Annotated in this window: 8 protein-coding genes and 1 pseudogene; 7 read left to right on the top strand and 2 right to left on the bottom strand. The window is 38.7% G+C overall.

Annotation, left to right across the window (positions count from 1 at the left end; genetic code table 11):
- Window positions 1–77 precede the first annotated feature (77 nt).
- Window positions 78–779 carry a PEP-CTERM sorting domain-containing protein gene (locus PSV17_RS11960; protein ID WP_300482923.1) on the bottom strand — a complete coding sequence of 234 codons (702 nt, stop codon included), beginning with the start codon at window positions 777–779 and terminating at the stop codon, window positions 78–80.
- 626 nt (window positions 780–1,405) lie between these two features.
- Between PSV17_RS11960 and PSV17_RS11955 the strand changes: the two genes are divergently transcribed.
- Window positions 1,406–1,885, top strand: coding sequence for a hypothetical protein (locus PSV17_RS11955; protein WP_300482922.1), 480 nt, complete (start codon window positions 1,406–1,408; stop codon window positions 1,883–1,885).
- Window positions 1,886–2,234: 349 nt separating this feature from the next.
- Here the strand turns inward: PSV17_RS11955 and PSV17_RS11950 are convergent, their stop codons facing one another.
- Window positions 2,235–3,062, bottom strand: a complete 828-nt coding sequence (locus tag PSV17_RS11950; RefSeq protein ID WP_366910642.1) for a sulfite exporter TauE/SafE family protein — start codon at window positions 3,060–3,062, stop codon at window positions 2,235–2,237.
- Window positions 3,063–3,147: 85 nt separating this feature from the next.
- Between PSV17_RS11950 and PSV17_RS11945 the strand changes: the two genes are divergently transcribed.
- From PSV17_RS11945 to PSV17_RS11925, 6 genes and pseudogenes are all read left to right on the top strand, one after another.
- The gene (locus tag PSV17_RS11945; RefSeq protein ID WP_300482920.1) at window positions 3,148–3,564 is read left to right on the top strand and encodes a helix-turn-helix domain-containing protein; all 417 of its coding nucleotides are present in this window, start codon (window positions 3,148–3,150) and stop codon (window positions 3,562–3,564) included.
- Between the two features lie 598 nt (window positions 3,565–4,162).
- A pseudogene (locus PSV17_RS13950) lies at window positions 4,163–4,237 on the top strand (hypothetical protein); the annotation flags it as partial.
- Window positions 4,238–4,526: 289 nt separating this feature from the next.
- Complete coding sequence (locus PSV17_RS11940) at window positions 4,527–7,493, top strand: methyl-accepting chemotaxis protein (RefSeq protein ID WP_300482918.1); 2,967 nt, start codon at window positions 4,527–4,529, stop codon at window positions 7,491–7,493.
- A gap of 270 nt (window positions 7,494–7,763) precedes the next feature.
- Entirely contained in the window at window positions 7,764–11,402 is a 3,639-nt protein-coding gene (locus PSV17_RS11935; protein WP_300482916.1) for a PAS domain S-box protein, read from the top strand.
- A gap of 736 nt (window positions 11,403–12,138) precedes the next feature.
- On the top strand, window positions 12,139–14,421 hold the full coding sequence (locus PSV17_RS11930) for an EAL domain-containing protein (RefSeq protein ID WP_300482914.1): 2,283 nt from the start codon (window positions 12,139–12,141) through the stop codon (window positions 14,419–14,421).
- A 254-nt stretch (window positions 14,422–14,675) separates the two neighbouring features.
- Window positions 14,676–14,843: a hypothetical protein gene (locus tag PSV17_RS11925; protein ID WP_300482912.1), complete on the top strand. Its 168-nt coding sequence runs from the start codon at window positions 14,676–14,678 to the stop codon at window positions 14,841–14,843.
- Window positions 14,844–14,974: the final 131 nt, after the last annotated feature.

Raw genomic sequence — 14,974 nt, 5'->3', positions numbered from 1 at the left:
GCAAATTAAGCAAAATTGTGATGAAAGTCAATTGACAGTGCTAACGGTATCTACGAGTTCTACAAAATCTTGGATAATTATCCTGCGTTAACTGTGTTAGAACAATGTGTCGGTAATTGATACTTGATTTTCTTTCTGCGGCTTATAAAACCAATTAAGCCCAACCCCGCCATCATCATTGCATAGGTCTCCACCTCTGGAACTGTTGAGCTAATTTGCTCAAGAGTCCACTTGCCAGTGCCACGGGCAATCGCATTGATGTAATATTCATCCGTAGGAACATTGATATAGGAAAATATCTCATTGTATGCACCATTTGCATCTCCATCAGATAGAAGTTGCAGACCCCTGAAATATTCTGGCACTTCGCCATTGCCATAGGGGAAATTCACTAAATTAAAACTCCATGCAGTAGGCAGACCATTGGCATCGTACTCATTCACAAATAAATTACGAAAGACAATACCTTCTAATTCAGTGTCTGTTAAAGAGTATGCGCCAAACGATATTTGAGTTGAGGCATTTTCAAAATAACCTATAGGATTTACACCAGATTGGTATTCGATCACTTGAACCAGCAGAGTGGGTGAGTTGATTACAATTGTAAGGAAATCATTGTTCGAGATCGGTTTAAATTCATCGCCTCGCATATTATCATTGGCAATGATATCAGTCACTGGACTACTAGTGTACGTATAGCGATACGCAGCCAACACATACTGAGGAAGCAAGAACAGTAAACAAGCCAAAGTTTTTACACATAAAGTCTTGTAGTTCATAGTCGTTCTCCCACATATGAATGACCAGTATAAGCCTGCCGTAGAATTTTTCCATAGTCCGTTCAGACTAAACAAGTAAGTTTTCTGAGAGGGTATTCTTTGTTTTCATTTCTTTTGGTTAAGCAAAAGAAAGAAACTCGCCGAGGGGCGGAAGGGAACGGTGAATATTGAAAAGTACCACGCGTGGGGAACAAGTTACCCACCCTACTTGGCTTTTATCTAGGTCAAGGCATGAATACCTCTGCCTCAAGTTTCCATTAAACTTCCGTTTGCTTAGCGATTTCCAAAGCATCATCACTTCGATACAAAGGTGCATTGGTCAATGCTTTAGTCGAAATTAGAAGAAAGAATAATTGGGTAGGTAATTCTTTAGATAATAGCTAGATACTCAATCAACAAGAGCGGTTATATGAGTTTAGTTAATGAGACAGCATGGGTGAATTGCGATATTAAGTTATAAATTAGGTTGATAGTAAAGAATAAGACAATGTGGATATTCGCCTTAAGCTATTACATATACTAGTTGAGCTCCCATTCGGTGGACATGAAATTAACTTCTCCTTATACTCCGCAGGCCTGACAAAATACCTTTGTCATCTGATGAAAAATTATAATAAGGGAACAAAATGAAAAATATAATCCGAGTGCTTCTATTGGTTGTAGTAAGCCTCTCAATAATCGGCTGTGCTACTACCCAAAATGTTACGCTAGCTAATCTCACTCCTCCCAAAAATCTACAATCGGTAGCGTTGGTGCCGCAAGAGGATAACTCAGCCGATATGGACGGACATGTTACTGAGCAACTACAAGTTCAAGGGCTAAATGTAAAAGCGCCGTTACCAGCGGGGACTAGAAAATCAGATGATGTAGATATGATTGTTACATACGCTGACGTATGGCGCTGGGATTTAGTGATGTACTTGCAATCTGTGAACATCAATTTTTTCGATGCGAAGTCTGGTAATTTAGTTGTTACAGGTAGATGGGATAACTCTCTCTTTCACGGGTTTAAAAACGCGGGTGCAGTGGTTAAAGAGGTAATGGACCAGATGATGGCCAAAATTAACCAGGCACAGGTGCATGATAAAACCGCTGAGGCAAAATAGGCCTCTAAACAATTGGGCGACGCTTATCTATTAGGCCGCCCCAAAATGTGGGCTTAAGCATATATTGCAATTAACATTAATTTAAAATCAATAGGTTAATTTTATTCCTCACACTATAAGCCGCAACTCAATCCCCTCATAAGATGCAAGTTTAACCAAAAGTTTACGCATAACCTGCAATCGAGCTAAAACCCACGCCCAGCTTGGCTCGTCTGCATCAGCATTTCTAGTGTTTCATCTAAAGTAACTTTCGTCATCCAAAATTAGACGGTCCCGTTTTACTCACAGTCACAAGGCCCCCAAAGCGGACACCACACATTTAACTCAAGAAGTACTCATTACCCAACATTTAAAAGACTGAATAAAGCATTTTCAAACTCAAAAGCAGTGAAACAATGGCAAATATTTTCTTCAATTGTTTTTCAGGCAAATTAGCTGAGTGGTTTGCTCCGACTGGAGCTGCAATAAAACTTGCAATTGATATTACTAAAAAAGCAGGTAGATAAATAAATCCAAAAGTATAAGGGTCATTTAAAGTTCTAGACCATCCACTAATCATGTAGCCAATTGTTCCTGCAATTGCAATTGGAAATCCAATAGCCGCTGAAGTACCTACTGCTTTTTTCATGTCTATATTCTTATAGCTTAAGTATGTAACAGCTAAAAAGCCACCTCCGACAGCAGCTAGTGCTGATATGGAGCCAATACCAGTCCCAGCTATAAATAAGTTTCGAAATTTAGTTGGTTTTAAGCTTGGGTTTGGCTTCCAATTCAGAAACATTTGGCCAGCTACAAGTGCCATGAATAATGCAAAAAATATCGCGATATAAGTTGAGTTAACATCAGCTGCGACATGTGCAACTAAAAATGCACCTAATATAATTCCAGGTGTCATTCCATATACCATTTTCCAGACAACAGTACCCCTAGAAGCATGAGCGTAAATGCTAGATGACGATGAGATAATCATGCAAGCTAATGAGGTTCCAAGAGCCAAATGCACTACATTGTCTTGACCTACCCCCTGATAACTTAATATAGTGACTAATAAAGGTACCAGTATTCCGCCACCTCCAACCCCCAATAACCCAGCCATAAAGCCAACAAAAGTACCCAACACAAGGTAGAGCACCACAAACTCAACAGTTATCATATTAAATCCCTTTTCAAGCACCATTTATGCTCCACTTATTGTGAAGTAAGGATTAAGATACAACTTAAAGTCGACTTTAAGTCAAGTATAGTTTGCATAAGGATAAAAAATGGATATTTCTGAGGTTGCAAAGGAGTCAGGATTGCCTGCTTCAACACTTCGTTACTATGAAGAGAAGGGGCTAATTAGATCTATTGGTAGGCGCGGTCTGCGCAGAACTTTTAATAACAAAATACTTGAACGCTTAGCCCTAATTTCATTAGCGCGTAGTGTTGATTTCTCACTGGATGAGATTGGTAAAATGTTTACGCAAGAAGGTATTAAGATTGATAGGGATCTACTTTTAGCAAAAGCTGAAGAGTTAGACAATAAAATTAAAGATCTGACATCTATGCGTGATGGGCTTCTTCATGCTTCAGCATGTTCAGCGCCTAATCATTTTGAATGTCCAAAGTTTTTAAAGCTACTCAAGATTGTTGGTAAAAATAGATTTAGACAATCAAATAAGTTGAAGCAGGCTATTTAAATTATGTACAAGGGAAGAAATATAAAATTGCATGCGAGTCCCCATAATGGACATTCGTATATCGTTAAACTTCCCATTTCGTAGATTAGCTAAATGCAGGGCACGACAGACTTGAATCGATTCAGAAGAAAGTACAAAGAATAAATACTACAGTCAAGGATGAAGGTATCAAGAACCTCAAAAATTGATTTGAGAAGAATACTTAGCGTCAAATGGGAATCGGCTAGATTATTGTGCAAGCGAAACTTTAGGCTAATTCTCTAAAGCTCGAAGCACTTTGTTAAATGGATTGGATTGGTGTTGAGCCTGATGACGTTGGCTATAACCCAGACTAAGATTGGTTTACAGGACTATGATAGTTCACCCAAAAATTCCAAAAGCTTAAGCTGCCATTGTTATGACCGTGGGGCTCAAGATGAAAGAAAATATGTCAATTATTAATACGATTGAAATGGCATCCTCATTAGGTTACGTAATATAAATGCACAATGTCTAGAGCTCCAAAAACTTAGAGCTCGACATTCAAACTTCACGCTGGGTCAAAACACCAACCGATTTTAGCAAACTTGGGTGTGCTTTATTCTAGGACCGCAGTTATGGTCAATTCTTTTTATATAGCAACGGTACTGATTCATACAACGCAGCTAGAGGCTTTCGCGGTCAAAATCTTTAGGTTTTTGCTCGACGTTGACTAAGTTGCCATAAGACACTTCATACAGCTGAATGCTGACCTCACTTTAATAGTTTCCTTATTATCGCGATCAGGTGCGTCTTAATTTGCAGCTGAGCTTAAAACTTTGTGAGTCATATTCTCCAAACTAATTTAAATTATCAATTTGAATTAACCAACTTATACCATCTTCATCACTAATTTGAACGATAAATATTTTACGTAAAATTACCTGTAGTAATAATTTATTCTTGATATGAAATATAATATGCGGTATAAAAAGGAAACATTGATGAAAAAGTTAATTAATAAAATGAGTATTCGTTTAAAAATTGCATTGATTGTGACCACAATAGCAACCATAGGATTTGCGCTTACGATTTCAATTATTATTTATCAAGCAATTAACGTCGAGAAGACCACTGCATTTCAACTTGCTGATGAATCTGCAAGCATAGCTGGAGCGAAGACTGAAAGAACACTTAATAATGCGATGAATAGTGCACGTGCACTAACATGGTCTTTTCAGTCAATGAAAGCCACGAACCAAGCCAACAGATCTCTCGCAGATAGCATGCTGATTAAAACACTCAATGAGAATCCAGAGTTTGTCGGGACTTGGACACTTTGGGAGCCGAATGCATTTGATGATATGGATAACAAGTACATTAATGAGAAAGGTCATGATTTAACTGGTCGCTATATTCCATATTGGAATCGTGGTAGTGGATCAGTACAACTTGAGCCGTTAGTTGATTATGACAAAGCTGGCGCAGGAGATTACTATTTACTTGCAAAAAACACGGGAAAAGAAACCGTTTTGGAACCTTATAGCTATAAGATTTCAGGTAAAGATACTTTGATCACAAGTGTAGTAGTTCCCATCACAATTAAAGGTAGATTTTCTGGGGTGGCTGGTATTGATATGCCGTTAGCTAGCATTCAATCGGATATTGAGAAAATAAAACCATATGATGGTAGCTATGCCGAATTGATTTCATACCAAGGTGAATATGTCGCTAAAAGTAAGCTAAACCCCATTAATAAAAACTCAGCTGACAATGGTATTTCGAAAGCTGTTAAAGAGAAAATTAAAGTAGGGAAATCATTCAGCAGTGTTGATACAGTTACTGGCCAAGAGGTTTATCGTACCTATGTTCCAGTAAAAGTTGGAGCTAGCGTAACTCCATGGACGTTAGTCTTAACTGTACCTACGCAAGTAGTGTTGGCCAAAATTAATGTAATTCGAAATACCGCAATCTTAATTGGGCTTTTATCAGTAATTATTTTAGTTGGCATCTTGTATTACTTTCTGAACAAAATGGTCATTGCGCCAATACAAATGAGCGTTAAATCTATTCAAAGACTATCAAAAGGGGATTTGTCTGAAGTAATTTTAGTAAACGGCAATGATGAAATTGCACAGCTAAATAAGTCTATGAATCAGCTTGGTTCCAATGTGAAATCATTGATAAATGAGATGACACAAATGAGTAATGCACATGATGCAGGCGATATTGATAAAGTTGTCAGTGAGTCAACTTTTGAAGGATCTTTTAACACCCTTGCTGCTGGCGTTAATAAGATGGTAGCTGGTCATATCGATATGAACAAAAAAGCGCTTGCTTGCGTGAAATCATTTGGCGAAGGTGATTTAACGGCAACACTAGAAAATTTCCCTGGTAAAAAAGCTTTCGTCAATGTAGCCATCGAACAAGTACGCAGCAATATTAATGCGCTTGTTACTGATGTGAATATACTCTCTGCGTCCGCCGTAGCTGGCAAACTAAGTACTCGTGCTGATGCAAGCAAACATCAAGGTGATTTCCGTAAAATTGTGCAAGGTCTAAACGACACCTTAGATGCAGTCATTAATCCGCTTAACGTTGCTGCCAGCTACGTAGACAGCATCGCCAAAGGTAATATTCCCGCTCAGATTACCGACACCTATCACGGAGACTTTAATCAACTAAAAGACAATCTTAACCAATGTATTACCGCAGTGAATAGCTTGGTGAGTGATGCAAATACCTTATCTCAAGCTGCAGAGCAAGGCAAGCTCAGCACTCGTGCAGATGCAAACAAACACCAGGGTGACTTCCGTAAGATTATCGAAGGTGTCAACCACACCTTAGACTCAGTAGTCGGACCACTCAATGTTGCTGCGGACTGCGTAGAGCGTATTTCAAAAGGTGATATTCCAGAGAATATTACGGCACGTTACAACGGCGACTTTAACAATATTAAAGACAACTTAAACACTTGTATCGGTGCAATTAATAAGCTGGTTGAAGATGCCAATATGCTAGCAGAAGCTGCCGCCGAAGGACGCGTTACAGTACGTGCTGACGCAACACTACACCAAGGCGACTTCCGTAAAGTGGTGGAAGGTGTGAACGCCACATTAGAAACTATCGTCGCACCAATTATTGCTGTCAAAGAAGCCGTAGAAACCATTACCACCGCAGCCAATGAAATTGCCACTGGAAATAACGACCTCTCCCAACGCACCGAACAACAAGCCTCAAGCCTAGAAGAAACTGCTGCTAGTATGGAACAACTCGCCTCAACCGTTAAAAACAACGCTGAAAATGCCAAACAAGCCAACCAGCTTGCTGCGGCAGCCTCAGGCGTTGCAGTTAAAGGTGGTGAAGTCGTTGGTCAAGTGGTCAATACCATGAGCGCCATCAACAGTAGTGCTAAAAAGATCGAAGACATTATCTCAGTCATTGACGGCATTGCCTTTCAAACCAACATCCTTGCATTGAATGCTGCGGTAGAAGCCGCACGAGCAGGTGAACAAGGCCGGGGCTTTGCGGTAGTAGCAGGTGAAGTCCGTAATCTAGCTCAACGCTCAGCCAGTGCTGCCAAAGAGATTAAAGAGTTGATTTCAGATTCTGTCAGCAAAACCGCTGAAGGCACTTCACAAGTAGAGCAAGCAGGTAAAACCATGGCAGAGATCGTGTCATCGGTACAACGTGTAACCGACATTATGGGGGAGATCACGGCAGCCTCAGTAGAGCAAAGCGCAGGCATCGACCAAGTGAATGCTGCAGTGACGAGCATGGATGAAACCACACAACAGAATGCGGCCTTAGTAGAACAAGCCGCCGCCGCTGCGGAAAGTTTAGTAGAACAAGCGATACAGCTTTCTGACGTGGTCAGTGTGTTTAAGCTAGAAGGTGCGGTGGGATTAGGTGCCAAATCCATGCATAAAGCAAGTCATGTGTCTTTGGTAAATGCTAACACTGGAACTTAAAACCTCAAATGTTATTGATCTTGTGTGTTTGTGGGGAGCTTTTTAAAAATGGCTACGTGTTTAGGGCTCCAAGTCCCAATATAGGTTATTCAACATCAAGAATTTGATTAAATGAAAATAAATTGAGGTATTTATGGGTGCACCAATCTAAACAGCCAACATGTCGACTTTAATTGCTATTGCTGAGTAATAAAGCTAAAACTTACGGATGATATTATGGAATTTCAATGTACGTCTTTACCCGCATTAGACCCGTCAGTGTTACACCACATGACCAAAGTATCGGTCGAACTGTCGGTAGACGGGATATTATGGATTAACAAAAGCGGACGCTTAGTCTACGCCAATCAAGCCACATGCCAATTACTGGGTTATACCGAAAGTGAACTGCTCGAGCTTAATATTTTTGACATTGATCCGAGTGTATGCCGGGAAAGTTGGAGTCAACAAAATCAAGGTAATCTGGGGCCATATACATTCGAGTCCTTATACCTTTCAAAAATTAGGAAGTTCATTCCAGTGCAAGTGACTAGCGACCAGGTTAGCTTTAATAATGAAAGCTACTTCTGCAAGATATTCCGAGATGCCGGGAAACTGTCAGATAAAAATCTGACTCTATTAAATTTCGGTATTAATTGCATATATGAGGCCGCCTACCTTGTTAACGAGCATTCAAAATTTCTATATGTTAATGATCAAGCATGCCAAGCACACGGTTATACGAAAGATGATCTATTGTCCAAAGGCATTGAAGATATAGATCCCACTTTTCAGGAACAATTCTGGGTAAGTCATTGGCAACAGATTAAAAAAAACGGTGTCGATACAATAGAAACCTGGCATAAAAGGAGAAACGGCAGCATTTATCCAGTGGAAATTATCGCCAACTATTTTGAATATGCAGGAGCTTCTTATTACTTTGCTTTAGCCAGAAATATCACCGAGCGAAAAAAAACTGAGAATGACTTAAAGCTTACACAATTCGTAGTTGATCATTCTTCTATAGAAGTTTACAGAATCGATTCAGAGGGACATATCCTTTATTCCAACCAGAAGGCTTGCCAGGAAATGGGGTACTCAGAGGTCGAAATGTTGACTTTATCCATTGCAGATATCGATCCTATTATTCGGGATGAAATATGGACAACTCATTGGCAGGACCTGCTTAAACAAAAGTCTATATTCTTTGAAACTACTCATCGTCGAAAAGATAACTCAATGCGATCAGTAGAGGTTTCAGCCAACTATATTAATTACGAGGATAAAGAATACAACTTTGCCTTCGTCCGAGATATTACTGAGCGCAAACAGGCTGAGGCAAAACTTGCTGCTAGCGAAAGTCGCCTCCGAACCATCATTAGTACTGAGCCTGAATGCGTGAAACTGTTGGCAGCAGATGGTTCGTTACTTGAGATCAATGCAGCTGGGCTGAAAATGATACAAGCCGACACTTTACAACAAGTCGAGAACCAATGTATTTATCCACTCGTGGTTGAGCAACATCGCCAAAAATTTATAGATTTAAATAAAAGAGTCTTTGCTGGAGAAACTGGGACTCTAGAGTTCCAGGTTGTTGGGCTCAAAGGCAGAAGGCTCTGGCTAGAAACTCATGCTAATCCACTACGCGATACTTCCGGGCAAATTACAGCATCGCTGGGCATCACTCGCGACATTACCGAACGAAAGCTATCTGAGGCGCGCGTACTCCGTCTGACAAATCTTTACAAAGCACTTAGTGAGGTTAATCAAGCTATTGTTCGCATGGAGAAGCAAGATGAACTGTTTCCGCTAGTATGTCGTTGTGCTGTCGATTTTGGTGGTATGAGCATGGCTTGGGTCGGTCAACTGGATAATGTGAACGGTTTAGTCTTTCCTATTGCCCAGTACGGTAATAACTTAGCTTACTTAGACGGAATCATTGTCTCCACAAATGCAGCTATACCTGAAGGCAGGGGGCCTATAGGTATAGCAATGCGCGAGAATCGACCAGTCGTGGTAAATGATTATTGCTCCTCTCCAATGACGCTTCCCTGGCAGGCGAGGTATATAAATAATGGCTGGAAGTCGGGCGCAGCTTTCCCAATTTCGCGCGCGGGTCAGCCGTTTGCTGTGCTTTCTGTCTACGATGTTCAACTTAATGCTTTCGATGATGAAGCCATTGCCTTACTTAAGGAAATGACGACTGACATCGCCTTCGCGCTAGATAATTTTGATCGTGAAATGCTGCGAAAAACTTATGAAGAGTCTTTGCAGTTAGCAGCTTCCATCTACGAAACGTCTAGTGAAGCTATGATAGTTGTAGACGCTGAAAACCTTGTTATTGCGGTCAATCCTGCGTTTACAGTCATCACTGGTTATCCTCCGGAGGAAATAGTGGGCAAGAACCCAAGTATTCTCAAATCTGGGAAGCACGATGAAGTTTTCTATCAGGTTATGTGGCAGGAGATCATTACCACTGGCAAGTGGCAGGGTGAAATATTGGACCAACGCAAGAACGGGGAAATTTATACAAAGTGGCTTATTATCAATACCATATTTGCCGATGATGGATCTGTCATGCGCCGGATCGCCATGTTTAACGACATCACCAATAAAAAAGCATCTGATGAATTGATCTGGCAACATGCCAATCTTGATGCTCTTACGGGGTTAACCAACAGACGTATGTTTCAGGATCGACTAGAACAGGAAATAAAAAAGGCGAATAGAACTGAGTTGCCGCTTACGTTGCTGTTTCTTGATCTTGATTATTTTAAGGAGGTTAATGACACCTTAGGTCACGCAAAGGGCGATTTGCTACTAAAAGAGGCTGCACAACGTCTAACAAATTGCGTTCGAGAGTCTGATACGGTTGCACGTTTTGGCGGCGATGAATTTACGATTCTCCTGAGTGACCTGCATGACACGGAGAGTATTGACAGGGTGATACAGAATATCTTACAGGTACTTTCAGAACCCTTTGAGTTATGTAATGAAGTTGCCTATGTGTCAGCAAGTATTGGTGTCACGTGTTTTCCAAACGATGGGGCTGATACAGATACGTTACTCAAAAATGCAGATCAGGCGATGTACGCTGCCAAAGCTGCGGGTCGCAATAGGTATAGCTACTTTACATCAGCTATGCAAGTGACAGCGCAAATCCGGATGAAACTGGCCAATGATTTACGAGGTGCATTGCATGATAATCAGCTTTGGGTGGCATACCAACCGATTGTTGATCTTAAATCTGGTAAAGTCATCAAGGCTGAGGCATTGATTCGTTGGCAGCATCCGAAACATGGGCTGGTAAGCCCTGCAGAATTCATCCCCATTGCCGAACATACTGGGATAATAAGTGAGATTGGTGAGTTTGTATTTTACCAAGCAGCGCTTCAAGTTAAGCGTCTCCAAGAAAGCTATATCGAGGATTTCCAAATCAGCGTTAATGTCTCTCCAGTTCAATTTAGCGATAAAAGTGGTAAATACAAACCTTGGAGTCACCAGTTAAAGAACTTAGGTTTAAGGGGGGAAAGTATCGTAGTAGAAATTACAGAAGGATTATTATTAGAGGCCAATTACTTAATTAACGATAAGTTACTTGAGTTTCGTGATGCAGGTATTCAGGTAGCACTGGATGACTTTGGAACTGGTTACTCATCATTATCCTATCTTAAAAAGTTTGACATAGATTACATTAAAATAGATCAATCTTTTGTCCGTAACCTGTTACCAAACTCTGGTGATATGGCATTGTGCGAAGCTATGGTTGTTATGGCACATAAGCTTGGCCTAAAAGTTATTGCTGAGGGTCTTGAAACTGCTGAACAACGCGAATTATTAATTGAAATGGGATGCGACTATGCACAGGGCTACCTAATCTCACAACCTATACCAGCTAATGAATTTGAGAAGTTGTTACTAAACAAATAGAATAGTATTGTCGCAAATTTGGGGGAATTTTATATTTTATCCAACTTACTACAGCTTTGTTGAGGTAAATATAGATGCTAAGTTGGAGATTTACACACAACTGAAAGATTTATGCAACGCTACAAGCCAAGTGTTTTCTCTCTCAAGGTGTTGCAGAACATTTGATTATCAATCAATCAGATGCAGATATTATTGCGGACATTTTCGCCTCTTAGAACAAAAATATTTACTTGGATGCGTTGAGAATTACTTTGCGAATGTCGTCATCTCCATTAGTTGAGATAAGTCCCATTTGAAAAGATACATTATATGAGATTAGTCATATTCTGTTTAGGGTCCAAGTGCACAACTTCCAAGATCTAACGCAGTAAACTTGAAAGTCTGCTTATTAAGTCTGGCAGGATCGTCGCCAAAGCAGACATTAAATTTTTTTTGGATTACTGAAAACCACATAGCTTGTATCTTGCCAGGCTGATTCACCAGCTGCTGAGTCACTAGTTAGTTGTACTAAATAATACTTAAGAAGACTGCAGAGGTATTTAATTTAAGCTAACAATTAAATTTTGATTGTTAAGTAATCTGTTTGGACTTTTTACTTATTTAAATGTTATCCAACTTCAAAAACATTTATGCCATTTCTAAGCAAAAAGTCGTTAACAACCAATTAACTAATCAGAAGTGGGTAAGTACTTTTGTAATATACTTTCTAAAAATTAATCTAATATAGACTTTGTGCATGATACTTAGAAATGAATATACAAAACTAATTGAGCTTAATTATTACAAAATAATAATTAACGCATTAATTTTAGTTGGGTATTTGTTCTTATATTGTGCAAAGTCTCAGGCACAAGAGCTTATTAAGTTTCAAAAGCAAATCCATAACCTAAATTCAACTATTCCATTAACCATTATAGAAAAACAATGGATTAAAACTCATGATCCAATTTTAGTTGCGGTTAAAAGCGGTTGGATGCCCATAGAGTTTCAGGTGGAAAATCAGTTACATCGTGGGTACGCTATCGACTATCTTCAAGAAATTGCAAATCTTTATCAAATAAATTTTGAAATTGTTAATTACACTGAAGACACTAAACACTTCGAAGCTGACATTATATCGAGTATAAGTGGACAAAGCTCAAACAATGATAAATTTCATTTATTAAGCCAGCCATATCTAGTGATTCCATATGCAATATATATTAATAAAAACTTAAGTAAGGCATTTCAGCGAAATAATCTAGAGGACTTGAGATCAGGTAAAGTTGCGATTTTCAAGAAAAGTGGATTAGCAAAGAGTTTAATAAGAAACAACCCTGAATTAAAACTTATTCCCGTAGATATAGCAGATGAGGCTTTAGATTATCTTAAAGTGGGTTCTGTTGAAGCCTATATTGGAAACGAATTTGTGGTTGACTACCATATCGCATTAAATCAACTTAATTTTGTTGAAAAATCTGGTTTAACACCCTTTACCTCTACAGTCACGATGGCTGTGAAAAATGACCAGCCAGTATTAAGCTCTATTATGGAAAAAGCCACAACCCTCATAGGTCAAAATAATCCAGATTTAATGAGGAAATGGAAGTTTGAAAAAAGTAATCAGGAAACAATATTAAAATTTGCAATAGCAGTCATATTATTCACTTTTCTTATATTTTCAATTGGTTTTTACAAATCAAAATCAAAAGCTAAAAAAGAGTTAGCAGAAAACCAAAATAAAATTTGGAACCAAGCAAATTTTGACTTTTTAACAGGGTTGCCAAATAGACATCTACTTCAAAATAGTCTTAAACAGACCATTTTAAAAGCTGAACGATACAAGACTAAAGTGGGTTTGCTTTTTATTGATCTTGACGATTTTAAACAGGTCAATGACTCATCAGGTCACTCAACGGGGGATAGTTTACTAAAATCCTGTGCAATTAGAATAACTGGTTGTTTGAGAAAATGCGACATCACGGCTAGGCTTGGTGGTGATGAGTTTATGATAATCATACCTGACTTGATAAACACACCACATATTGAATCAATATGCCAAGAAATACTCTCTTCAATACAAGTACCCTTTGAAGTGGAGGAAACGTCTTATTTTATTTCGGCAAGCATTGGAGTTACGATCTATCCTGATGACAGTTCAGACTCAGAGGAACTAATCCGTTATGCTGATCAGGCGATGTACGCGGCTAAAGCTAATGGTCGTAATGGATACAGCTTTTTTACCCCTTCTATGCAAATTGATATGAAAGCACGAATCAAATTGGCTAATGATTTACGTAGCGCATTATCAGAAAATCAATTATGGATTGCATATCAACCAATTATTGATTCTAAATCAGGTAAAATTTTAAAAGCTGAAGCATTAATTAGATGGCAGCATCCCGAATATGGTGCCGTTAATCCCAATCAATTTATTCCTATAGCAGAGCATACTGGACTTATTAATGATATCGGTGAGTTTGTATTTCAGAGGGCAGTGCAAGCGGTTAAGCGTTGGCAAGAAACATATGACTCTGAATTTCAAATTAGTATTAATGTCTCCCCTGTTCAGTTTAATGACAGAAGCAAAAAGTATAGGTCTTGGCATGAGCAATTGAAAGATTTAGGCTTACTTGGGAAAAGTATCGTAGTGGAAATTACAGAAGGATTGCTTCTTGAGGCCAATACTTCAACTCAAAATAAACTACTCGAGTTTAGGGACATAGGGGTGCAAGTGGCTTTGGATGATTTTGGGACTGGATATTCTGCTTTGTCTTACCTTAAAAAATTTGATATAGACTATATTAAGATTGATCAAACATTTGTACGTAACTTATCAACCAGTTCTGAGGATTTAGCACTTTGTGAAGCAATTATTGTTATGGCCCATAAGCTAGGACTGAAAGTAATTGCTGAAGGGGTTGAAACTCATGAGCAACGTCAAATATTGACTGATATGGATTGCGATTATCTACAAGGTTACTTGATGTCAAAGCCTATCCCTATTAATGATTTTGAAAAACTACTTAATGATGTTTAATCATTTTTTAGAAAAACTTCCTCAATCTACGTTATTAGTGGGCTTTCGTTCTTGAGATAGACATAAAATAATACGGAATAATCGTAACCGTATATGTATATGTATATGTATATGTATATGTAAATGATATCGAATAAATTTATTTCATTAATCCTACTCTTTTATTTAGTTTTAATTTAATTATTCAAATGTGCGTTATCGCACTGAAAGCCCTGAAGTAAGATCGAATAATCACTCTTTCTTAGGGAGATATGATGATTAAACGCAAAAATAATACGTTTGATAATGCTATCAAGGTTGGTCTTGTGCTTTCACATACGAAAATATTTTTAGAAGCTGAGAAAATGATGACAAAAGTTGGAGTGCCTTACAGCGTTATCGAGAGGGTATTATTTGAGCCTCATAATAGTAGGCAGGCTTAGTAAACAGAGAAGTAATATTTTTCAAACAGTGCGTAAAGAGGCACCTATAGTTTAAATATACTTTTTTATTTTAAACTGAGCCTGTAAATAATTCTGTGTAAATGCAGTTTGAGTGCATTAATTCAAGGGTG

The sequence above is a fragment of the Methylotenera sp. genome, from assembly GCF_029946165.1.
In the GTDB taxonomy this organism is placed as follows: domain Bacteria; phylum Pseudomonadota; class Gammaproteobacteria; order Burkholderiales; family Methylophilaceae; genus Methylotenera.
The sequence above is the reverse complement of the archived record's forward strand: the minus strand, read 5'-3'. Positions and strand labels throughout refer to the sequence as shown.